Raw genomic sequence first — 18779 nt, forward strand, 5'->3', positions numbered from 1 at the left:
GGAGGCCCCCTTAGGAGTCGTGTGAGCTGGTCGCTTAGACCTTCGCCAGTTCCACAGCCGTAGCCGGGTTCAGGATGCCGTGGCCCATGGCGTACTTGGCAACCATCAGGGTGCCTTGCCAGCGGACGCTGTATTCAGCTTCCATGGTGATGTCCATGAGCTTCAGGGCGCCCACGGTGTCCTGCGTGAAGACGATGCCCACGGTCTTCGAGAAGTCGCCCATGTACTTGTCGGTGAAGCCTGCGGCCACCGTGCCAGTCGTGATGGCGGTATTCGGAACGTGGGTGCTCTTGTAGATTTCGATACCGGCGACACGGAGGACCTTGCCGTCCGCGAACACGCCAGCGCCGCCCCAGTCCTTGTTCAGGACCTTGGTGTTCTGCGCGAGCTTGTTGTAGACGGCCGGACGCAGGTAGACGAAGCGGCCGTCTTCCGGCACGTTCTTGTTGTCCAGCAGCGTTGCGGCGTCGAACAGGGAGGCCACCAGGGCGTCCATGTCGGTGTCGAGGTTGGCAACCGTGATGACCGAGCCGCCTTGGTCCGTCGAGATGCGAGCGGCCGAGCGAGCTGCCTTGACAGCCGTTTGCAGCAGGTGGCGATCCAGCTGGTTTGCCAGAGCGTTGCCCAGCTTTTTGCCATAGGGAGCACGCACGTCGTAGTGGTTCATGGCTTCATCGATGTTGGCGATGAAGGTGTCCGCGATGAGCGGCATGTCCACGGTCAGCGTGACCTCGTTGTGGACGATGGCGGTGCCCACGATTTCCGTACCCGGCGAGTGGTACTTGGCCGTGGTGTTGCCGATCACCGGGAATTGAGCCGAGCGGCCGTTCGAGATGGTGCGTTGCGTCACCATCGGGAGGACCTTGTTCACCTCGTCGAACTGCGTCAGGACTTCGCCCGAGAACTGCTTGAGGAATAGAGCGAACTGATCGCCCGTAGCTTCGACTTGGCCGAGACGCGAGGGGGTGGTAGGCATGTGTGTATGCGCTTTCTGAGACTGTCTCGAATGCGAGACGAGAGAGGCATGCGGAAGCGCCCCACGCCGTTAGGCGCGAGGGTTCCGAAGATGGGGATGGGAGGACGCTAGGCCGTTAGGGCTTTGCGTTTTTCTTGTCGAGGGTTCGGAAGTAACCGAGACCGAGGAGACCGAACAGGAGGGTGAGGAGTTCGCTGAAGTCCATTCGCGGCGGAATGGTCCAGCCAAAGGCGTTCGCGCCGATGTAGGTCACCAGAGGGGCGCCGATGTACTGAGCGAAAAGCGCGGCGGCGCATATCCAGCCAACGGCCGGGCGCCAGCCGGAGACGAACAGGGACTCGCTAGCGGCTTCTACCTTGTTGACTTCAGCTTGCGCCTTGTCGCCCTCGGTAATCGCTGCGAGTTCCGCCAGTTCGCCTTTCTGCTGCATGGCTAGGACTTCGAGCTGCGCCTTCGCCTTGTCCTCAGGATTCGGGAACACGCGGTCAAACACCTTCTCCAAGAGGCCCCCGAAGGGAACCAAGTTGGAGAGGACGTTCATCGCCGCTGGAGGTCGTCCGGAGAGGCCGCCAGGCGTTGCCGCACCTGTTCGCGGAACGCTGGGTCCTTGGCATAGAGCGGGTTCTTCATGTCGGCCGTGACCTGTGCCCAGGAGGCGTAAGCGGCAGTCGCCCCAGAGGTCACGTTGTCCTTCTGGAGGAGCGTTGGTTCCGCAGGGTTGGCGACGGTGTGCCGAGCTTGCAAACCAGCGACAGCCAGTTGAGCCCGTGCCGGGTCACCCGAAGATACTTCGGCGTTGAATGCGGCCTTCTCCGCAGGGCTCAGCGACTCGGCGGCCCAGGCGATGACTTCAGCGTACTTCTCGGGGGTGCCCACCGTGGCGGTGATGACGGCCGATTCGTAGGCGTTGGTCTGAGCCTGGCGGCCTGCCATGTACTGCTCGAAGTCCTCCTTCGAGATGCCTTGAGTGGCGAGCTTGGCGAAGGATTCTTCGGAGATGCCACCGGCCGCGTACTCGGCGGCGAGACCATCCCGGGTCAGTCCGGCCTTCGTGAGGATGTCGTTGACGGCACCCTCGGGGGCAGCGGGGGGAGCTGCGGCAGGAGTCGAATCCGGGGCTGCGGGGGCAGCAGCAGGGGCCGTAGCGGTGGCATCGGGCGCGGGTGCCGAGAGTCCAGCAGCCGCAGCCGCTTGACCTTGCTCGTACCGGGCCACCATCGCCGCGTCGTGCCCTTCTGGTGCAGCGCTGCCGCTGGCTGCGGGGATCGTGACGGAGCCTTGCATCAGAAGTGCAGCGCCACCGAGGAGCCTTCGAGCGTGAAGCCCTTGGCGTTGGGATGACGGGTCTTCAGGACTTCGTAGCCCTTGGGCAGCTCCGACATCGGGAGGATCACGCCGACCGCGGATTCCGGGGGCAGCGGGGTACGCTCGGTCACATCACCGAGGTTGTTCACCACGGTTTCATTCTGCGCCGATTGCGCCTTGCTGGTTGCCATTCTGCATTCCTTGTTTCAGTAGTTGTCCGCCTTGGGTGATGGCGGGGTTGAGCCCTTGCTGCATCATTTGCTGCATGAGGGCTTGCTGCTGGCGCTGAGCTACTTCTTCCTCCGAGGGGATCAAGCCTTGTGTGTCTACCCCGCAGGATGTGAACACTCGGTCGATGTAGTCGGAGACGTTGACTCGCTCTTTGATGACCTCCGGGCCGAGCACTGCGATCTTTGACATCGCAAGCTCCAGCTTCGCCAGGTCGTTGCCCCTCCCGAGGGCTTCCATGCCAGTGATGATGACCGGCGAGACGGCCTCCTTAGGAAACGCTGGGAGCTTCTTCTGGCGCTGGAGCACGTACATCACACGGCTCACAAGCGGCATCTGAAACTCTTGCGATAGGAGGCTGTAAATCCCGCCGAGGGAGTCTTCCAGTTCGCGGGCCACGTACCGAATCTCTTCAGCAGTGACCCGCTCCCCGCCGCGTTGAACGGCAGAGTTCATCAGGAAGGCGAAGCTCAGACGTTCCGTGATGGTGTTCGATTGTTCGAGCGCCACGCGGAAGTCGTTGTACTTCTGGAGTTGCAGGGTGGTCACGTCGTTGGCCGTGCCGTCCCGGAAGGCGCCGTTCGGGGCATCCTCAAGGTCTTGCTTCTCAGTCGTTCCGTTCGGGTTCACCAGAAACAGCACCTTGGCTGCTGCGATGGCACCTTCGAGGATTGCCTGAGAGAGACCTTCGAGGGAGAGGAGGTCGCCGATGTACTCGTGGACATAGCCACGGCCATAGTGCTTCCCGTCCTGCTTGATGAGACGCAGCGGGACCCACGGGCACTTACCCAGCGGGTAGGTTCCATAGGTGCCCGGTACGCGCTCCCCGGCGACTTCTTGATACGCTTCCCACCGGTCTTTCAATCGGCGGACGTGCGTGAAGATCGTGACTTCTTCCTGCGACTTTTGGCCCTTGTTCTCGCCCTTAGAGATGGCCTCTTGGACGGAGATGGGCAGCGCGACTTTGGCGACCTTTTCTTGCAACACAATTTCCAACGGGTTGCCGGTATAGTCCCGGCGACACACGTAAGAATGCAGTGAGTACATCTTGATCGGCCCATCGTCGGGCACGTACATCAAGGCGTTGCCGACCACCACGAGGTGTTTGCAAATCTCGAAGGCGGTGGTGTGGATGGCCTTCGTGCTCAGCTCCGAGGTGACCCGGCGCTCAACACCGGCAAGGCCGGACTCCACTTTCGTCTTGATGTTGGGACGCTGGCCCAGTTCAGCCAACACTTCATCTTCGATCTTGAGACGGAAGATGCTCGTGTTGGCGGGAAACAGGGCCAGCATCATCTTTGCCGCGATGTTGTTCACACCGCGAGCGCCCACACTTTGGTAAGGGGTAGGCAGTTTGGCGTTCCCGTCGAGGACCTTCGGGAACAGTGAGGGGATCGTCAGCTCTGCACAGGCGATTCCATCTTGGATGTAAGGGGAGCGGTCCGACTCAAGTTTCGAGTAGACGCCTGCCGCTACACCCTGCTTGGGTGCAGTCATCGGCAGTCCTTAGGTGGGGATGTTCAGGCCAGAGAGGCCGGTGACCGAGGCGGAGCCTTCGGGGATCATCAGGCCAGAGCGGCCGGACTTCTTGGGTTTCGCGCCAGCCGTTTCCACCACAGCGGGTTTCACGGCCTCGGCAGGGAGGGGCACCGCAGCGGCAGGGGTCTGCGCCGGCGGTGGCTTGGAGCTACACAAGGGGTCAGCTTCCTTAGAGGACGGTTTTGTTTTGGAGGTCGAACTGGCTCCGTAGGAACCGAATCACGCTGATTGCGCCCTGCTTGAAGCGGAGAATCTCAACGGTCGGTGTAGCTTCGAGACCGGGCATCGAGTCCGGCCATCGCTTCTCCAGTTCGTTCATCAGTTCCGCGCTGATTGGCGGGAACCGCTTGGACGTGGTGGACATGGCGTTCACCTAATGAGTGGGTTATTCCCTCAGCGGCGGGTGCTACGGTTGGCGGGACCTACCGCCGCCTCGAAGACATCGCCGAGCACTTCGTTAACGAGGTCGCGGGTTTCCCTTGCGAGCACGTAGACGCTGCCGACGAAGTAGTGCACGAGACCCCAAGCGGTGCCGAGTGCGAAGCCGGGGACAACCAGCACAGCGAAGAGCGCCAACACCACGAGCCACGATGCGGTCACCTTCAGACCATTCACGAGGCTCTGTCCGTACTTGCTCATGTCACGCTTGAAGCCGTGGCGGAAGCCTTGCCAGCAGGCCGAGATGCGTTCCTTGAAGGGGACCGCGAGGCCCTTGAGGACACCGTATGCGCTGACGGCGTTTTGCGCCGAGAGGTACAGCGAGATGAGCGGGTAGATGGCGAACACCGCGAGGGCAACGGAGAGGATGATTGCGAGGGTCATTTGGGTTCCTTGAGGGATGCGAGGCGGGCGGCGGCGCGAACGATGTACTGGTTGAACCAGCGTCGAATCGCGTAGCTGCGCACCACGGAGATGGCCGTGTAGATGAGGCCGATGAGGAAGTTGTCGTGGAGGGTCAGTGACGTGAAGCCGAACAACGGGAGCACGATCAGGTTCGCAGCGAAATTGATGCCGAACCCGATGAGCACATTGATGACGGCTTCAGCCAGGGACCCGAGGCGGGTCTGGCTCATTTCTTGAAACGGTCGTCCATGTCCTTGTGTTCCTCGATGTAGGCACGGAGGAACAGAAGGCAGCATTGCGCGTGGTCGATGTGGGATTCGCCCGATTCCGGATCGATGTCCTCACCGTTCATCCAGGCGTCGAGGTGGCGGATGGCTGCGTTGTAGGGCTGCGTCCACGGCATGCCCTTGCGCCAGTTGTGCGGGTCGTACTTGCGTGCGCCGAACATGAGCACCCGCACCATTCCGTGGAGATACTTGAAGGGCAGTAGCGCCCACATCAGCTTGCCGTGGTCGGCCTTGACCGCAGTGCCTGGCTTGTTGTAGCCGCCATGTTGCTCGATCTGAGGGCGTGGAACAGAGCCGGTGGGAACGCCATAGCCTTCACTCATCGAGCGCCTCCGCGACCAGCAGCAGGAGGTTCGCGGCGTCCTCGGGTGTGGCGATCCCGGAGTTGTCGCTGCTCAGCAGTTGCTCGAAGTAGTTCACCTCTCGGAACTCATCTTCGTCCGTCATGTCGGTGCTCCACCAATTCGGGGTGCCGTGCACGATGCATCGCGCAGCAGCCAGGCGGAGGCGCTCCGGCATCAGCTTGGGGGTTGCCATAGCTTCACTTTCCTTTTGTTGTAGTCGTAGTCCGTGTGTCGGCAGATGCGAGCGACACGGGCCTGAGTCAGGGCGACCTCTTCGGAGAGACCCTTGGATGCGTAGAGGGAGACCACACCGGCCCACAGGTTGTCGGTCGGTTCCTTGCGGTAGCGGGTTTCTCTTTCACCCTTTCGAGGGCCACGCTTCATGACGTGCTCGTAGGGCACCAGAAGGTGGGGCTCGTTGCACATCTCGTCGGCATCCTTGGGGCCGGAGCCAGGACAGCCCGCGTAGCCGTCCGTGGTGTCGCCCGTGACGGTCTGGTGCATGTGCCACCAGTCGGCCTCTTCCTCGTTGATGTCGAAGAAGCGTCCCTTACCGAAGTCGTAGTGGCGACCCGGAAGGGTCTTCATGTCCTTGTCGATGGTGCAGGCGATCTTGTCGCCCTTGATGAGCGTTGGGTGCGTCAGCAGGATGCCGAGCACGTCATCGCCCTCCAGGCCCGGTCGCATGTACGCCTTGCCCGCGTACTCGGCCTGTACCCATTCCCACAGGTGGCGCCGGAGGAGGGGCCTTCGGGTTCCCTTTCGGTTGCCCTTGTAGGTCGGCAGGATGTCGAGGCGCCAGTTGCGGTCGAGGTCCGTCAGCGGGATCACGAAGTCGGTGGCCCCCACGGTGTCCACGAGGGATTCGATAGCGAACCTGAGGGCGTGCTGGCCGTCCGCCTCGTTGGCGTTGTAGGTCCACGTCCCGTCATCCCAGCGGTGCTCGTGCTCCACCTGAAGGGCTGACTGGTAGATCAGCACGTCCGCATCGATGATGGCGGTGAGCTTGGTCATCCGTAGGCCCTTTGCCATTCGCGCACTGCGACATGGGCGGCGTGAAGTGCCTCGCTGATCGCGTGGCCTTGCCCGCTGCGGCTGTTGAGGTTTGCTTCGTATGCGGCAGCGAACACCCGAGCGAATCCCTCAAAGGAGACCGTGGGCAATGAGCTGATTTTGTCCTGGAGGGGTGATGCGCCAGAGTCGGCCATACAGTTCCTTTCCTTCCTTGGTTGTGATGAGCCCCTGTGAGGCGAGGGCGGCGAGTTGTTCCGCCCACTGGCGGGCGAAGTCGGACTGCACCGTCCGGGGCGCGAGGTAGAGCGCATAGAGGGTGTCGAGCGTTTGCTGGTCCATCAGTGGGTCTCCGCCCAGGTCTTACCCACCTTGGCTTCACCCGCGAGGGGACACCTGAGGTTGAACGACTCACCCGCCTTGGCGACCATGAGGGGCGCTAGGTCGGCCACGATTGCGGCGACTTCCGCGTTGCGGCATGCGATCTGCACTTCGTCGTGAACCCACGCGCAAAAGCAGTAGTCGCCATCCCAGCCGTGCTTCAGCCCGCGAGCCTGCAGGGCCTCTTCGAGGAAGATGAGCCACTGCTTGCAGATGAGCGCACCCGCCGACTGAAGCAGCGAGTTGAGCGCGGCGTGCGCTGAGCGGATGGGGATGTGGCGACCATCCAGGCCGACGATGTAGCCACGCTTTGCTGCGGCCGCTACGGCATCCTTGAGGTACTTGAGCGCCGGAGTCTTCGCAAGAAAGTTGGCCTTGAGCTTCTTGCCGTGCGCAGCGGTGCCCTTGACGATCTTCCCGATCTTCTCGTCGCCAGCTCCGTAGAGGTAGGCGTAGATGAAGGTCTTGGCGTCATCGCGGGTGGGCAGGCCCGCAGCCTTTTGGTTCAGGCTGTGAACGTCTCCTTCGAGCAGGACCTTGACGTAGGCTCCACCGTCATAGCGGGCCATGAAGTGGGCGAGACACCGGAGTTCGAGGCCGGAGGCGTCAGCGCCGACGAGAAGCCATCCCTCGGGGACCCCGAACAGGGCTCGGCAGTCCTTGCCATAAGGAGACTTGGAAGCCGGGGTTTGGGCAACGTTCGGATAGGCGTGTGTGGCCCGACCAGTAACCGCGCCATTTGTGTTGACCGAGCCATGAATGCGTCCGTTCTTAACGAGCTTGAGCCATGCGTTGTCTCCATCGCCCACCATCCCGATCCGCTTCTGGATCATTAGGTATTCGAGGAGGTCCTTGATCGGCGGGTAGGGAAGGCCGTCGATGGTGTCTTCGTCCACCTTGGGCTTCCCGCCATCGGTGAACACGGTCGGCTCCCACCCAAACAAGGTCATCAACCGCTCTGCGATGTGGTCGCGTGAGCCAGGGTTGAACACCATGTCCTTGTACTTACGGATGGGCACGCCCTTCACGTAGCCGAGCGTCTTGTTGTTCACCTTCGGGATGAACTCGCCCATATCCTTCTTCCACGGCGGGAACCACTCTTTCAAGCGGGCCTCAATTTCCGTGCGCTTCTTGATGAGGAGGAGGTAGAGGGCGCGGCCAGCGGCTTCGTTGAAGGGGAAGCCGTTGCGCTCCTGCTGAGCGATGAGCCAGGCGGTCTTGTGCTCGATGTCGCGGGCACGCTGGGGGGCGCAGTTGGTCTTCTCCAGCTTGCGCTCGATGGTCTCCAGCAGGCGCACTGTGACTGCCACGTCCTGCTCGCAGTAGTCGAGCATCTCGGGCGTGAACTTCTCCCAGGCGTTCTCTTGTTCCCCGTACTCGCCCTTCAGAAGACCCAAGCGGTAGCCCCAGGCTTTCAGCGAGTGAGACCCCCACAGCTTGCCGGGGAGGCGCCCGTTCTTGAGTAGCTTCTTGTCGTCTTCCTTGATGTCGGGCCAAACCAGGCGCGACAACACGAGGGTGTCGATGAGCTGCTCTTTGGGGATGTCGAAGTCGTCGGCGGTGTAACAGGAGCCAACGTAGTTGAGCACCAGCTTCCGCATCACTGGGGAGTCGTACTTGATCCCGTTGTGAGCCGCGACAGTGAGTCCGTGAAGGACCATCTCGCGGAGGTCGAGGTACATCGTGGTGATGTCCTCAGGGCCGTAGCGTTTGCTCTTGCCCGTGCGGCGGTCGTGGATAACGCCACAGTGAATCACCGTGACTTCATCGAGGAGTCCGTTGGTTTCCGTGTCGTACACCGCATCCGCCAATCGGCGATGCATTGGTGGGTTCATTGGAGGGGCTTGCGCCAGTAGCACACGCCATCCACCGGGAACGATGGCTGGTACATGCGGAACCCGCAGGCGATCAGGTTGTTCGCCGATGCGGGGTTGTTGTAGGTGTCGGAGGTGAGGAGGGGGAGGCCGAGTGCGCGAGCGGCCTTCTCGCGAGCCTTGATGAGCTTGAGTTGCCCGCCGCGACCCCGGAATGCCGGAAGGACCCCTGCTCGGGAGAGGTATCCGGTTTCCGGGTCGAGGGACGCGAAGCCCGCCAGCTCGGTGCCCACGTAGAGGCCCCACCAGCGGTGCTCAGTGGGATCGATGGGGGTATCCGAGGGCAGGCATTCGATCTGTGCCGCTATCAGCTTGTTGCGCATCCACACCGTGGAGGTGTCGATAACGCCGACCTTCATGCAGCTTCGCGTTCCAGGTTGGTGAGGTCGGGCATCGGGCGGGCCACATCGGCGGCCACTTGCTTGACCGGCTTGAGGCCCTTGAAGAAGTAGCGGCAGTAGCGCTGCTGCGTGGTCTTGTGGACGCGGATGTCGCTCACGATCACGAAGTGCTTCCGCAGCTCGGAGATGCGCTTGGTCAGGCTCTGCACGCCCAGCTCGATCATGGCCTCGCGTTGGGTCACGCTGCGGTGCACGTTCAGGTGAGCGAACAGGGATCGTGCCTGCGGCGTCAGCGCCTCCATCACAGAGACCGAGACCTCGGGGCAGACGAGGGTGGAGACTTTCTTTGCGGGTGCTTGCGTGTTCATGAGGTTTCCTTTGTGAGTTTCAGAAGGGGTCCGGCTCGGCCGGGAATGGCGAGCCCGAAGGGGCGTCGGTGACGGAGAGGAGGCCGGTGTCCCGGTCGTAGGTGAGGGTCAGCGTGGCTCCCGTAGAGCGGCCCGTGAAGCGGTCCTTGAGGCACCGGAAGGTGGTCAGCTTGCGGACCTCGGGGTCCTCGTTCTGCTGGTCGCGCTCCAGGCCGAACATGAAGTGAGACCAGAAGCCGATAGCGCGGGAGCCCTTGAAGTGGCGGATCATCACGCGGCCCCCTTCCTCGTGCGGCTTCCCTTCGGGAGTCGTGAGGTGGGACACGAGGTGGACCATGATTCCCAGCTCCTGGGCCAAGCCAGCAAGCTCCTTCATGATCTGTTCGAGAGAACCTTTTTCATCGGCGGTATCCGCCATCGCTGTGAGGTGGTCTACGTAGAAGCCGCGAATACCAAGGGCTGTCGCCATGTAGCGGATGTGCCCCTTCACCACTTCCCATTCGGTTTGCCCGAAGGAGTCGTAGAGGGAGCCCTTGTTGCGCAACCACTCGGAACCCGCGTCGAGTTCCTCCTGAGTCCACCCGGAGTCCGGGATGTGGAACAGGCGGCGCATCTTCTTGCCCGCAATACGCTTCCCCAGTTCGGCCGCAGGCGTCTCAAGGAAGATGAGCCCGACTTGGAGCCCGAGGACATCCATGTCGTATGCGATCTGCTGCGTAAACAGGTCGGTCTTCCCTACGCCAGTGCCTGCGCCGAACGTGTAGACCTCGCCGTAGCGGCGTCCGTAGGTGAGTTCGGTGAGTTCTTCGAGGAACCACGGCAGGCCGTGCTGCACCGGGGCCTTGATCCGATCGATCACATCGTCGAACGACAAGAGGCCATCAGGCCGGTAGTCCTTGGCGTTCCACATGGCCTGAACAATCTCGTCCCCACGGCCAGCCAGGAGCAGCTCGTTCGGGTCCTTCAGGGGGAGCGAGGCGATCTTCGCTTTACCCACCGGCAGCAGGGCGGCGCATTCCTTCGCGGCCTCGATACCAGGCTCGTCCATGTCGAACATGAAGATGACCTCCTCGAACCCGTTGAGGTAGTCGAGGTTCCGGGCGATGGCCTTCTTGGCACCTTGGGCGCCGTTCGGGACGGACACCACGGGCCACTTCAGGTTCTGCACTTGGGCGACCGTCATGCAGTCAATCTCGCCCTCGGTCACCACGATCTTCTTGCCCTTGCTCCAGAGGTGGGCGCCGAACAGGGCCACCTCCTTGAAGTCGCCGAGGGTGCTGAACTCCTTGTCGGCGTTGCGCAGCTTCTGAGCTATGAGGTCGCCATCTTTGCTGCGGTACGGTGCGATCTGCACCGTTGCGCCCTTGAACTGGCCCACGGCATAGCCGAACTTGGCGCAGGTCTCTTCGCGGATGTCTCGCTTGGGGAGCGCCCGCACTTCTCCGGAGATGAGGTTGTCACTCATGCGGGTCTTTCGTTGATTGGTTGTTGGGGCTTCGCCGTCACCGGGGGTGCGGTGGCTGCACACGAAGCAGAAGGCGTGGCCGTCCGAATAGAGGGCGTTGCCATCGGAGGAACCACACTTCGCGCATGGACCCTTCTGGATGCACACGCTTTCTTCGAGGTCACGGTCCATAGACGAAAAAATGCCGAGGCCCCTTGCGAGACTCCGGCGAACCTTGAGGAGATAAGAAACGGGCGACCCGAAGGGGTCACCTAATGGGTGGGGAAATCACCCCTGAAGGGCGAGGAGGGCGTTGATGTCCGTGTGTGGATCGAAGACCCGCTTTCCCTTCCACAGGAACATCTCTCGGGCCTCGTGTTCGAGGCTGGTGAGGACCAGCTTGAGGCACGTCCCGACCACGGCGCCTTCGCTCGGGTTCTCCAGCAGCCACTTCCGCGTGTACTGCCACACGGGCTCGCCACCATGAACTGTGCAAGGAGCTTTGAAGCGAGCAAAGATGGCGTACCTACCAAAATCGAGGAGTTGCACAGCGAACTCGTAGCCGGGGAAGCTCACGCTGTTGAGCGTCCGCTCAATCTCTTGGAGCTGCATCAGTCCACCTTCTTGCCGTTGAACACCACCACCACTTCAGTCGTGCCCTTGTCTATGCGATGGAACTCGCTCACTTTCGACACGAGGTTTTCCGCCGCTTCCTTGCATATGGACTCGATCAGCTCCTTGGCGACTTCGTGAAGGCGTTCGCGCAGAAGTCCTCTAACCTCGGTGTTGAGACCCCGCGCTACGAGGTCTACCGTCAGGTCGATGGGCGCTTTGAGAATTGACATGTGGATTCCTTAGGGCGTGGCTAGGCCGTCCCTAGAATGGGCGGCATGAACAAACAGAAGGTGATGAGGGCGGTTGCCCTCGGGTGCGCCGTGATGGCGACATGGGGGAGCGCTATGGCGCTTGGGACTGGAGACGCGGCGGAGTTGTTGAAGACGTGCGAGGCGACAACCCGCAAGGCCCCGAGGTATGGCGAGGTTGATGCCTTCCAGGCGGGCTATTGCGTTGGCGCCCTTGATGCCGCTTTCGGTGCGCTCGTGATTGAGGCTGCGGAGGCACGGAGGCCAGACACCGGGGTGTGTCCAAAGGACGACTCTGGAGACCGCCTGCTACTCGTGAAGGTGGTCATGAAGTACCTGAAGGAGAACCCGCAGACTCACTCGCAGCCTGCGGAGATTGCCGTTAGGGCTGCGTTGCGGAAGGCGTTTCCTTGCCGTTGACCTTCACTACGCCCGAGGGCCTGCGCCCCACGGATTGTTTGCGGCCCTGGAGGTCGTAGGTCACCTTGATGTAGTCGCCTTCCGCTGCCGTGATGATGCCCACGCGAAGGCGCGAGGAGCGGCGGTAGGTCACGTCCGTGGCGACACTGTCACCCACTGCTAGGGGCGTGCCGATGATGTCTTTCATTGGGTTTCCTTCGGGGACACCCGGATGACCACCTCCAGTTGAACTGGTGTGCGGTCGTCGCGGGCGACGTTGAGAATGGCCTTGTTGTAGGCCGCTTGAACTGCGGAGAGGGTGTTTCCCTGGCTCACGAACTCGGCGCCGTGGTACTCCACCTCGCGGTCAACGCTCACGCTCATGCCAGCTTGGCCCACCATGCCTTCGCGTCGAAGCTCGGGCAGTCCTTGGCTACCTTGGGGAAGTCGCGGTGACCCTGCACCGTGGCCTTCGGGTAGTCCTTCGTGAGCTGCTTGACGACTGCCAGGAGCGAGACGTACTGGTCCGGAGTGAAGTTGTCTTCGGCCTTGTTGACGTTGGCCTCGGAGACCCCGCCGACCATGCAGATGCCCACGGAGACTGCGTTCCAGTTCTCCACATGGGCACCCACGGCGTCCTGCGGGCGGCCCTTCTCGATGGTGCCGTCTCGCTTGATGACGAAGTGGTAGCCGATGCCGTTCCATCCCTTGGCGCGATGCCAGCGGTCGATGTCGGCGGCGCCGATGTTCTGACTCGGCTTCGTGGCCGAGCAGTGAATTGCGATGTAGTCGGTCTTGTCCCGACTCTTGTACGTTGCCATGGGTTACTCGTTGAACCATGCGGCGGGGATCAGCTTGTCGGCGTACTCGAAGCCGTTCTTGATGCACCAGGCGGCATAGGTCGTGGGCGAGCCCTTGTAGAGCTTCGCCTTGGAATTGCTGAAGACGAACCGGATGTCCTTGCTCGGATGCTGTTCGCGCACGAGGAGGTGCTTCTTGCGGTCGGCCGCGTCGAAGATGCCCTTGGTCTCAACGATGATCCCGTTGGGCAGCTTGAAGTCTGGGGTGTATTTGTGGGGCTCGGCCGGGGTGATGTACGGGATGACTTCTTTTTTGTCCTCGTACACCACCTCGATACCCGCATCCGCGATCTGCTTTGCTACCTTTTCCTCCAGACCGGAGCGGTAGGTCAGCACATTGCGGCTGCGGGTCGGGGCCTTAGAACTCCTCCTGACCACCATCTGCGGGAGCGGCAGCGCCATCGGCCGGGGCGTCTTCGCCTTCTGGAGCGCTGTACTCGCTGGAGTCGAAGCCGTCTTCTTCAGCCGCGAAGCCGTAGCCTGCGGCATCCTTCTGGCCGCCCGAGACCAGCTTCAGCAGTTGCACTGCCTTGAGCCGCAGCGAGACGCCAGCGGCGCCCGTGCCGGGGATGAAGTAGGCCGAGGCTTCCACCGACACCTTGCCTTCGGAGCCGCCCCAAATCTGCGGGGGCTTCGCCAGGGTCACGCCCTTGCTGTCGAAGATGGTTGGCTTCTGCGACCACGGCGAGTTGTCCTTCTTGCGGATGCCGCTGGCCTTCATGGCGAACTTGAACAGGACGAAGCCGGTGGGCTCCTCGGTTTCCTTGTCGTACTCGTCGGTGCCGACCTCGTTCCAGGTCATTTCCTTGAGCTTTTTGCGGGTCGCCACGGGCAGCTTTGCCCACGCGGCATCGGCTTCCTCGCGGGCCTGTTCGATGATGGCCTTCAGGGGGCCGTTACGCCATGCCTCGGCGACCGATTCGGGCACACGCAGGGTGACCTTGTATTCACCGTCCGGCTTCGGATAGTCCTTCGTGCCGAAGTCGGGTTTGTTGAGGGCCGGGTAGACGAACACACCACGGGGCGAGATGAAGGAGGGGTTGGATTTCTTGTCGTTTGCCATGTGTAGAAATGCGAACGCCCCCGAAGGCGAACCTTGCGGGGGCGTGAGGGAGGGGAGAGGGTCAGGCGCGTGCGCCGATTTCGTAAGCGCGGGCGAGCAGCACCGCCAGTTCGGCGGGTTTCATCGCGATGACCTTCATCGTGTAGCGAGTGGAGTCGCCACGGAATCCGTGGTCGCGCTCCGGCTCCTCGTGAAAATCCGCTACTTCAGCGATTAGCCCTGTGAGGCGCCTTGCCGCTTGGTCTTTCACGTAGGAAATGGGCACCCGGCTGAGCGCACGCATTTCGTTCGCCACTTCCATGGTCGAGGTCACCACGGGAGCGCTGTTCCAGAGGTGCTGTATTTCCTTGGGGAGGGTGCGCACGCTCATTGCAGACCTCCGAGGTGCTGTGCCTTGAGAGTGGGGAGGTCGTAGCCTTCCTCCATCAGTTCCACGGCGAGGTCGAGCGGGATGCGGTTACCGGCTTCCCACTGGCCGATTGCTCGGTCCAACGGAGAGCGAACCTCGTGGGCCACCGGGAAGGTGGGCGGGTTGTCGATGCTGGGGACGCTGTAGTCGAATGCCATTGCGTTCTCCTCAGGCTGCGTAGGTGGCAACGTCCTGGCCGCGCAGGGTCAGGCGACGTTCGGCGGCGCGGCGAATCAGCTTGGCGCCCGAGGTGCCGTGTGGCAGACCAGCCTTGCGGCGGGCATCACGGTTGCTGTTCGGGATGCGATGGCGGACCTGGCCGGTGATCTGCACAGCCTCGGGGCGGAGCGTGATCGGCAACGGAGCCGGAGCGAGTTCCGGGATGGGCGTCCCACGGAAGGCGGCGGCGAGGCCAGCGATGAGGACTGCGAAAGACTTGCGGATGCCAGCGAACATGAGTTTTCCTGTGAGGTTGAAAGCCCTCGGAAAGAGGGCGGAACGGCAACCCGGTAGGGGTCACCTAATGGGTGGGTTAATTGCCGAGATGGTCTCGAAATCGAGATGAATTAGGCAAAGCAATAGCGGCTCTCCTTCACGAGAGCCACGTCCAAGGTGCCGGTTGCAGGTAGTGGTTTGAGCTTGTCACGGGCGGTGGGGCTGAGGATCAGGTTGATTTCGTCCCGGAAGGACTCAAGCACGTTGACCTCCGTGTAAATCTCCACGAACGCCTCTCGGACCACCGGGAAGAACACCTCCATGTCAGCCGCGAGAGTGCCGAAGCTGTCGTGGACCATGGCGTAGTTGTGAATCCCCGCCTGGGTCCCACGGGCAACCGTGAGCATCAGGTGGGCGGCGTCGCACGAGTGGACGAAGCTGGGGCTGATCGCGCTCGCCATCTTCGCGGTGCTCAGCTCGGGCTTCTCGGTGTACATCGTGGCTCGCACCAGCTTGCCTGCGAGGATGGTGTCCACGCGGTTCGCCTTGGTGTCCTTGTATTCCTGCATGACGGGGAACCCCACAGGTGTCGTCCAGCGGACCGGAAGGTTTTCGCTGGCGGCTAAGGATGCTGCCTCCTGTAACCACTTCATGGCGCCCACAGCGGCCACGAGGGTGACCGAAACGGCGTTCCAGATGGCTTTCGCCATGAAGCCCGCCGCGTTGTAGCCGTCATCGGTGAAGGGGAAGGCGTGGCGGTCCACCGTGCCGTCATGGGCGGTGGCGTCATCCATCGCAGGCTTCACGATGTCCTCCATGAGCTGCTGCCGGAACCCGTACTCCTTCGAGCCGTAGGCCAGGGTCATCACCGAGCGCTTCGTGACCTTGCGGGTGACCCCGAATTCGATCCACTGCTTGGCGAACGTCTTGGTCCCCTCTCGGACGTAGGCGCGGCCCTCGTCGGTATGCGCCAAGGCATCCTCGGTGCCGTTCTTCACGGCCTCCGCGAGGTACTGCTTGACGATTTCCGCGACGATGGCGTAAACGTCCTGTGGCTTGTCAGCCGGAACGAGGTTCACCGCAGCGCCGCCCTTGGGGTCACGCAACATGGCGCTGAAGTGCTGGATACCAGAGCACGATCCGTCCATCGCCACCGGGATGCGGGAGACGAACGCCTCCCCCTGTTCGCGGTAGCCCTTCCACTCGTAGCAGAAGGCCAGGAACTGCCACGGACTGTCGATTTCCACCCCCCCAATCTCCGTGCACCACCCGAGGTGCGCGTGTGGGTCGGTCGCGGAGGCGATGATTTCGTCCTCGTTGTCGAGGACCCACTGAACCCGCTCCTCCAGGGAAACCTTATCGTTCCCCGCGAGGTTGGCGCCTTGGTAGGCGAGCCAGGTGGCGCCGTGCTCCCCCAACGGCTTCCCCTCGGCGAACCGGAGGAGGGCCTTGGTGGTGTCCGAGCCCTGCGGAGAGAGGGTCGTCACGCTGTACACCCGGCCCCGGAAGTCGAACTGGCAGGGGAAGTAGATGCGCTCGAACTCCTTGTAGCGGTTGGCACAGCCGAGGGTCATGTTGATGGCGATCCGGGACCCCTTGGAACTCATGTTTCGTTGGCGGACCTTCGTTGCCTTGATGCGCCACTCGCGGCGGGCGGCTTCATTGGTCTCGATGTCACCCGGCTTGGCAGGCATCTCGATCCCGTCCCGAGGGGGCAGGTTGGCGAGGGTGCTGGATTCGTCCCACAGCTTGTTCATCACGGCGAGGACCTCCGGGTTGATCTGCCAGGCAGTGTTTTGGATGGCGTTGATGGCGGCGAGCGGGACGGTGAGGTCGGCCGACTCCAGCTCCGCCAAGTAGGTTTTGTTCCGCACCTTGACCATGGGCAGGGGCGGGATGTGCGAGGAGAGATAGCCGCCACCGTAGGCCCCGGTCCACTCCCTCGGGGGAACCACCATGGGCTCGAAGTGGGGGCGCAGGAGGGCGGTTGCGGCGTTGCGCCGGTCGATCCACGCCAGGGTGTCCTCGGTGGGCACCACGTAGATGACCGGCTTGTTCTTGCCTTCCTTCTGGTGTTGGGCCTCAACGATGCCCGTGGTGGCGATCAGGATGTCCAGCAGCTTGGCGCCCACTTGGAGGCGCTCGATGCGGGTCCAGGGGGTGTGCTCGGATAACTCCTTCGTGGCGCGGAGGGCGTAGATGCGCTTGTAGTCGTAGCCAACCCGCTTGTTGACCCCTTCCATGATCTGCCGGAACTTCTTGGACTCGGCGGCACGGACGGCCGATAACCGAATCTCGTCCTCGATCAGGCCCCCAATTACGGTGGTCATGTGCTGGTAGGTGCGCGGCGCCGTCAGGTTCGAGACCACGCCTCGAAGGGTCAGGAAGGCGACTGTTTCGGGTGCCATCCCGGCCAGCATGCGGACAGCCAGGTGGCGGCGCCCGGCCTTGCCGGAGGCGGCTTCGTCCATGAACGCCTTGACGCCTGCGGCCACGGCATCCACACGGTGTGTCATCAGGGTGGCACCGTAGCTGGTCTGATCCTCGCGGCCAGCGATCCGGGCGTTGTTGGTGTTGCGCTGGAAAGTCTCCGCGCCACGCTGTGACATGTCCTCTTCGAGTTGCCACTGGCGGGCAATCATCTCGGATTCGAGAGTTTCAGGGCGAGCGAAGTCAGCCGGGTTCACGGTCGGGTTCATTTCAGGACTCCAGAAGGAACTCCTAAGGGTTCATAGAGATGAACCTCTTTAGGAGGAATAGTTATGAAGAATCTCTAGGGATTCACCTTGAGGGAATCTTTAGGTGTCCCCCTAATGGGTGGGTAAATCGCTGTGCCGGGTGTGTCAGGTCCGAAGGGGCACAGGTCAGGTCAGGGCGAAAAGCTGTGTCATTTCCGCCCGTGGTGTGCCAAGCGGGTGACACAGGGGTGGCAAAATGGGTCGATTACCCAGTGCCCCGATGGCGAAATTGGTATACGCAAGGGACTTAAAATCCCTCGTCCGACAAGGACTTACCGGTTCGAGACCGGTTCGGGGCACCAGAACGACAACACCCGTGACAGACTTAAAATCCGCCGCTTCCTTAATCGGGGCATACGGGTTCGACCCCCGTTCCGGGTACCAACTTACAAGGGAGCATCAGATGCCTCGCTACAACGCTCCATTTGAAATTCATGTGCACGGTGACGTGCCGCTGCGTTCGGACGTCACCTTCGAACAGATCCAGGAGGCGCTCAAGCCGCTGTGGAAATACGCCGGTGCCAAGTCGCTGGCCGATGGCGCCACCAGCTCCTACGAAGAAGAACCCGGCATCCGCTACGAGCAGAAGGACCACATGCTCCAGATGTGCTGGACCGTGGCCGGCGATGAAGACTTCCGCCAGGCGCTCGACGAGATGTGCATGGGCCTGAACGAGCTCTCCGAGCGCGGCGCGGCCATCGAGGTCACCTTCTACGACACCGACTTCGACGAGGAAGAGGGCGACCCCGAAGAGGAGTCGCGCGACGACTTTCTGATGCTCTTCGTCGGCCCCAATCCGGCCGCCATCATGCAGGTGCAGCGCGACCTGCTCGTCGAAGACGTCGTCAACCTCATGGAACGCCACTTCGACGGCTCCGAGCTGGGTGGTGTGGTCGCCGAAATCGATCGCCTCTTCAGCGACCGTTTCGACGCGCTCGTGAACTCGCTCGAAATTGGAAAGCGCCCGCGCGGCACCGGTGGACCGGGCAGCGGGGGCAGCGGTGGTGGCCACGGCGGCGGCCGCCGTCCGCGCCACCTGCACTGACTGCCTGACTGGCTCCCGGCACCGCT

The 18779-nt window shown here is 62.3% G+C and carries 29 protein-coding genes and 1 tRNA gene; 3 read left to right on the top strand and 27 right to left on the bottom strand.

Translation table 11 applies throughout. From position 1 onward, the window contains the following. Positions 1–34: 34 nt before the first annotated feature. The 18 genes from ACAM57_RS13680 to ACAM57_RS13765 form a co-directional block, all read right to left on the bottom strand. Positions 35–976: a phage capsid protein gene (locus ACAM57_RS13680; RefSeq protein ID WP_106934774.1), complete on the bottom strand. Its 942-nt coding sequence runs from the start codon at positions 974–976 to the stop codon at positions 35–37. Between the two features lie 115 nt (positions 977–1091). Then, positions 1092–1517 (bottom strand): 3TM-type holin, encoded by a 426-nt coding sequence (locus ACAM57_RS13685; RefSeq protein ID WP_369662028.1) that lies wholly within the window; start codon positions 1515–1517, stop codon positions 1092–1094. Then, the gene (locus ACAM57_RS13690) at positions 1514–2260 is read right to left on the bottom strand and encodes a hypothetical protein (protein ID WP_369662029.1); all 747 of its coding nucleotides are present in this window, start codon (positions 2258–2260) and stop codon (positions 1514–1516) included. Before ACAM57_RS13690 ends, ACAM57_RS13685 begins: the two co-directional genes overlap by 4 nt. Continuing rightward, positions 2260–2472 (bottom strand): hypothetical protein, encoded by a 213-nt coding sequence (locus tag ACAM57_RS13695; protein WP_106934771.1) that lies wholly within the window; start codon positions 2470–2472, stop codon positions 2260–2262. Before ACAM57_RS13695 ends, ACAM57_RS13690 begins: the two co-directional genes overlap by 1 nt. Further along, positions 2438–4006: a portal protein gene (locus tag ACAM57_RS13700; RefSeq protein ID WP_369662030.1), complete on the bottom strand. Its 1569-nt coding sequence runs from the start codon at positions 4004–4006 to the stop codon at positions 2438–2440. Before ACAM57_RS13700 ends, ACAM57_RS13695 begins: the two co-directional genes overlap by 35 nt. A 211-nt stretch (positions 4007–4217) precedes the next feature. Then, positions 4218–4412: a hypothetical protein gene (locus ACAM57_RS13705; RefSeq protein WP_369662031.1), complete on the bottom strand. Its 195-nt coding sequence runs from the start codon at positions 4410–4412 to the stop codon at positions 4218–4220. Between the two features lie 29 nt (positions 4413–4441). Continuing rightward, positions 4442–4870: a hypothetical protein gene (locus tag ACAM57_RS13710; protein ID WP_369662032.1), complete on the bottom strand. Its 429-nt coding sequence runs from the start codon at positions 4868–4870 to the stop codon at positions 4442–4444. Further along, on the bottom strand, positions 4867–5121 hold the full coding sequence (locus tag ACAM57_RS13715) for a hypothetical protein (RefSeq protein WP_369662033.1): 255 nt from the start codon (positions 5119–5121) through the stop codon (positions 4867–4869). The genes ACAM57_RS13710 and ACAM57_RS13715 overlap by 4 nt, the downstream gene beginning before the upstream one ends. Then, a complete protein-coding gene (locus ACAM57_RS13720) occupies positions 5118–5501 on the bottom strand; it encodes a dATP/dGTP diphosphohydrolase domain-containing protein (protein WP_369662034.1) in 384 nt (127 codons plus the stop codon). Before ACAM57_RS13720 ends, ACAM57_RS13715 begins: the two co-directional genes overlap by 4 nt. Continuing rightward, entirely contained in the window at positions 5494–5715 is a 222-nt protein-coding gene (locus ACAM57_RS13725) for a hypothetical protein (protein WP_369662035.1), read from the bottom strand. The genes ACAM57_RS13720 and ACAM57_RS13725 overlap by 8 nt, the downstream gene beginning before the upstream one ends. Further along, the gene (locus ACAM57_RS13730; protein ID WP_369662036.1) at positions 5697–6536 is read right to left on the bottom strand and encodes a hypothetical protein; all 840 of its coding nucleotides are present in this window, start codon (positions 6534–6536) and stop codon (positions 5697–5699) included. The genes ACAM57_RS13725 and ACAM57_RS13730 overlap by 19 nt, the downstream gene beginning before the upstream one ends. Before the next feature lie 129 nt (positions 6537–6665). Beyond that, complete coding sequence (locus ACAM57_RS13735) at positions 6666–6875, bottom strand: hypothetical protein (protein WP_106934765.1); 210 nt, start codon at positions 6873–6875, stop codon at positions 6666–6668. Continuing rightward, a complete protein-coding gene (locus tag ACAM57_RS13740; protein ID WP_369662037.1) occupies positions 6875–8749 on the bottom strand; it encodes a DNA polymerase in 1875 nt (624 codons plus the stop codon). The genes ACAM57_RS13735 and ACAM57_RS13740 overlap by 1 nt, the downstream gene beginning before the upstream one ends. Further along, complete coding sequence (locus ACAM57_RS13745; protein ID WP_369662038.1) at positions 8746–9147, bottom strand: GNAT family N-acetyltransferase; 402 nt, start codon at positions 9145–9147, stop codon at positions 8746–8748. Before ACAM57_RS13745 ends, ACAM57_RS13740 begins: the two co-directional genes overlap by 4 nt. After that, positions 9144–9497, bottom strand: coding sequence for a helix-turn-helix domain-containing protein (locus ACAM57_RS13750; protein WP_369662039.1), 354 nt, complete (start codon positions 9495–9497; stop codon positions 9144–9146). Before ACAM57_RS13750 ends, ACAM57_RS13745 begins: the two co-directional genes overlap by 4 nt. Positions 9498–9516: 19 nt before the next feature. After that, positions 9517–10962 carry a toprim domain-containing protein gene (locus ACAM57_RS13755; protein WP_369662040.1) on the bottom strand — a complete coding sequence of 482 codons (1446 nt, stop codon included), beginning with the start codon at positions 10960–10962 and terminating at the stop codon, positions 9517–9519. A 267-nt stretch (positions 10963–11229) separates the two neighbouring features. Continuing rightward, positions 11230–11553 (bottom strand): hypothetical protein, encoded by a 324-nt coding sequence (locus tag ACAM57_RS13760; RefSeq protein ID WP_369662041.1) that lies wholly within the window; start codon positions 11551–11553, stop codon positions 11230–11232. Further along, entirely contained in the window at positions 11553–11786 is a 234-nt protein-coding gene (locus ACAM57_RS13765; RefSeq protein ID WP_369662042.1) for a hypothetical protein, read from the bottom strand. Before ACAM57_RS13765 ends, ACAM57_RS13760 begins: the two co-directional genes overlap by 1 nt. Before the next feature lie 114 nt (positions 11787–11900). Here ACAM57_RS13765 and ACAM57_RS13770 point away from each other — a divergent pair, with 114 nt between their 5' ends. Beyond that, on the top strand, positions 11901–12224 hold the full coding sequence (locus ACAM57_RS13770; RefSeq protein ID WP_369662434.1) for a Rap1a/Tai family immunity protein: 324 nt from the start codon (positions 11901–11903) through the stop codon (positions 12222–12224). Here the strand turns inward: ACAM57_RS13770 and ACAM57_RS13775 are convergent. From ACAM57_RS13775 to ACAM57_RS13815, 9 genes are all read right to left on the bottom strand, one after another. Next, positions 12187–12411 carry a hypothetical protein gene (locus tag ACAM57_RS13775; RefSeq protein WP_369662043.1) on the bottom strand — a complete coding sequence of 75 codons (225 nt, stop codon included), beginning with the start codon at positions 12409–12411 and terminating at the stop codon, positions 12187–12189. The two genes, ACAM57_RS13770 and ACAM57_RS13775, sit on opposite strands and share 38 nt — an antisense overlap. Beyond that, positions 12408–12587: a hypothetical protein gene (locus ACAM57_RS13780; RefSeq protein WP_369662044.1), complete on the bottom strand. Its 180-nt coding sequence runs from the start codon at positions 12585–12587 to the stop codon at positions 12408–12410. The genes ACAM57_RS13775 and ACAM57_RS13780 overlap by 4 nt, the downstream gene beginning before the upstream one ends. Next, positions 12584–13024 carry an N-acetylmuramoyl-L-alanine amidase gene (locus tag ACAM57_RS13785; RefSeq protein WP_369662045.1) on the bottom strand — a complete coding sequence of 147 codons (441 nt, stop codon included), beginning with the start codon at positions 13022–13024 and terminating at the stop codon, positions 12584–12586. The genes ACAM57_RS13780 and ACAM57_RS13785 overlap by 4 nt, the downstream gene beginning before the upstream one ends. A 3-nt stretch (positions 13025–13027) precedes the next feature. Further along, positions 13028–13465 carry a hypothetical protein gene (locus tag ACAM57_RS13790; RefSeq protein ID WP_369662046.1) on the bottom strand — a complete coding sequence of 146 codons (438 nt, stop codon included), beginning with the start codon at positions 13463–13465 and terminating at the stop codon, positions 13028–13030. Next, positions 13422–14126, bottom strand: coding sequence for a hypothetical protein (locus ACAM57_RS13795; protein WP_369662047.1), 705 nt, complete (start codon positions 14124–14126; stop codon positions 13422–13424). The genes ACAM57_RS13790 and ACAM57_RS13795 overlap by 44 nt, the downstream gene beginning before the upstream one ends. Before the next feature lie 61 nt (positions 14127–14187). Continuing rightward, entirely contained in the window at positions 14188–14496 is a 309-nt protein-coding gene (locus ACAM57_RS13800) for a hypothetical protein (protein WP_369662048.1), read from the bottom strand. After that, positions 14493–14693: a hypothetical protein gene (locus tag ACAM57_RS13805; RefSeq protein WP_369662049.1), complete on the bottom strand. Its 201-nt coding sequence runs from the start codon at positions 14691–14693 to the stop codon at positions 14493–14495. The genes ACAM57_RS13800 and ACAM57_RS13805 overlap by 4 nt, the downstream gene beginning before the upstream one ends. Positions 14694–14703: 10 nt before the next feature. Beyond that, positions 14704–14991, bottom strand: a complete 288-nt coding sequence (locus tag ACAM57_RS13810; protein WP_369662050.1) for a hypothetical protein — start codon at positions 14989–14991, stop codon at positions 14704–14706. 110 nt (positions 14992–15101) lie between these two features. Beyond that, positions 15102–17669 carry a DNA-directed RNA polymerase gene (locus ACAM57_RS13815; protein WP_369662051.1) on the bottom strand — a complete coding sequence of 856 codons (2568 nt, stop codon included), beginning with the start codon at positions 17667–17669 and terminating at the stop codon, positions 15102–15104. 253 nt (positions 17670–17922) lie between these two features. Between ACAM57_RS13815 and ACAM57_RS13820 the strand changes: the two genes are divergently transcribed. Further along, a tRNA-Leu gene (locus ACAM57_RS13820) sits at positions 17923–18010 on the top strand. Positions 18011–18111: 101 nt separating this feature from the next. Then, complete coding sequence (locus tag ACAM57_RS13825) at positions 18112–18753, top strand: DUF6806 family protein (protein ID WP_126023918.1); 642 nt, start codon at positions 18112–18114, stop codon at positions 18751–18753. Positions 18754–18779 lie beyond the last annotated feature (26 nt).

The sequence above is a fragment of the Variovorax sp. V15 genome, from assembly GCF_041154425.1.
Taxonomy (GTDB): domain Bacteria; phylum Pseudomonadota; class Gammaproteobacteria; order Burkholderiales; family Burkholderiaceae_C; genus Variovorax; species Variovorax guangxiensis.

Coding starts and splice junctions, on each gene's coding strand:
- ACAM57_RS13680 (WP_106934774.1), bottom strand. CDS start 976: ATGCCTACCACCCCCTCGCGTCTCGGCCAAGTCGAAGCTACGGGCGAT.
- ACAM57_RS13685 (WP_369662028.1), bottom strand. CDS start 1,517: ATGAACGTCCTCTCCAACTTGGTTCCCTTCGGGGGCCTCTTGGAGAAG.
- ACAM57_RS13690 (WP_369662029.1), bottom strand. CDS start 2,260: ATGCAAGGCTCCGTCACGATCCCCGCAGCCAGCGGCAGCGCTGCACCA.
- ACAM57_RS13695 (WP_106934771.1), bottom strand. CDS start 2,472: ATGGCAACCAGCAAGGCGCAATCGGCGCAGAATGAAACCGTGGTGAAC.
- ACAM57_RS13700 (WP_369662030.1), bottom strand. CDS start 4,006: ATGACTGCACCCAAGCAGGGTGTAGCGGCAGGCGTCTACTCGAAACTT.
- ACAM57_RS13705 (WP_369662031.1), bottom strand. CDS start 4,412: ATGTCCACCACGTCCAAGCGGTTCCCGCCAATCAGCGCGGAACTGATG.
- ACAM57_RS13710 (WP_369662032.1), bottom strand. CDS start 4,870: ATGACCCTCGCAATCATCCTCTCCGTTGCCCTCGCGGTGTTCGCCATC.
- ACAM57_RS13715 (WP_369662033.1), bottom strand. CDS start 5,121: ATGAGCCAGACCCGCCTCGGGTCCCTGGCTGAAGCCGTCATCAATGTG.
- ACAM57_RS13720 (WP_369662034.1), bottom strand. CDS start 5,501: ATGAGTGAAGGCTATGGCGTTCCCACCGGCTCTGTTCCACGCCCTCAG.
- ACAM57_RS13725 (WP_369662035.1), bottom strand. CDS start 5,715: ATGGCAACCCCCAAGCTGATGCCGGAGCGCCTCCGCCTGGCTGCTGCG.
- ACAM57_RS13730 (WP_369662036.1), bottom strand. CDS start 6,536: ATGACCAAGCTCACCGCCATCATCGATGCGGACGTGCTGATCTACCAG.
- ACAM57_RS13735 (WP_106934765.1), bottom strand. CDS start 6,875: ATGGACCAGCAAACGCTCGACACCCTCTATGCGCTCTACCTCGCGCCC.
- ACAM57_RS13740 (WP_369662037.1), bottom strand. CDS start 8,749: ATGAACCCACCAATGCATCGCCGATTGGCGGATGCGGTGTACGACACG.
- ACAM57_RS13745 (WP_369662038.1), bottom strand. CDS start 9,147: ATGAAGGTCGGCGTTATCGACACCTCCACGGTGTGGATGCGCAACAAG.
- ACAM57_RS13750 (WP_369662039.1), bottom strand. CDS start 9,497: ATGAACACGCAAGCACCCGCAAAGAAAGTCTCCACCCTCGTCTGCCCC.
- ACAM57_RS13755 (WP_369662040.1), bottom strand. CDS start 10,962: ATGAGTGACAACCTCATCTCCGGAGAAGTGCGGGCGCTCCCCAAGCGA.
- ACAM57_RS13760 (WP_369662041.1), bottom strand. CDS start 11,553: ATGCAGCTCCAAGAGATTGAGCGGACGCTCAACAGCGTGAGCTTCCCC.
- ACAM57_RS13765 (WP_369662042.1), bottom strand. CDS start 11,786: ATGTCAATTCTCAAAGCGCCCATCGACCTGACGGTAGACCTCGTAGCG.
- ACAM57_RS13770 (WP_369662434.1), top strand. CDS start 11,901: ATGGCGCTTGGGACTGGAGACGCGGCGGAGTTGTTGAAGACGTGCGAG.
- ACAM57_RS13775 (WP_369662043.1), bottom strand. CDS start 12,411: ATGAAAGACATCATCGGCACGCCCCTAGCAGTGGGTGACAGTGTCGCC.
- ACAM57_RS13780 (WP_369662044.1), bottom strand. CDS start 12,587: ATGAGCGTGAGCGTTGACCGCGAGGTGGAGTACCACGGCGCCGAGTTC.
- ACAM57_RS13785 (WP_369662045.1), bottom strand. CDS start 13,024: ATGGCAACGTACAAGAGTCGGGACAAGACCGACTACATCGCAATTCAC.
- ACAM57_RS13790 (WP_369662046.1), bottom strand. CDS start 13,465: ATGGCGCTGCCGCTCCCGCAGATGGTGGTCAGGAGGAGTTCTAAGGCC.
- ACAM57_RS13795 (WP_369662047.1), bottom strand. CDS start 14,126: ATGGCAAACGACAAGAAATCCAACCCCTCCTTCATCTCGCCCCGTGGT.
- ACAM57_RS13800 (WP_369662048.1), bottom strand. CDS start 14,496: ATGAGCGTGCGCACCCTCCCCAAGGAAATACAGCACCTCTGGAACAGC.
- ACAM57_RS13805 (WP_369662049.1), bottom strand. CDS start 14,693: ATGGCATTCGACTACAGCGTCCCCAGCATCGACAACCCGCCCACCTTC.
- ACAM57_RS13810 (WP_369662050.1), bottom strand. CDS start 14,991: ATGTTCGCTGGCATCCGCAAGTCTTTCGCAGTCCTCATCGCTGGCCTC.
- ACAM57_RS13815 (WP_369662051.1), bottom strand. CDS start 17,669: ATGAACCCGACCGTGAACCCGGCTGACTTCGCTCGCCCTGAAACTCTC.
- ACAM57_RS13825 (WP_126023918.1), top strand. CDS start 18,112: ATGCCTCGCTACAACGCTCCATTTGAAATTCATGTGCACGGTGACGTG.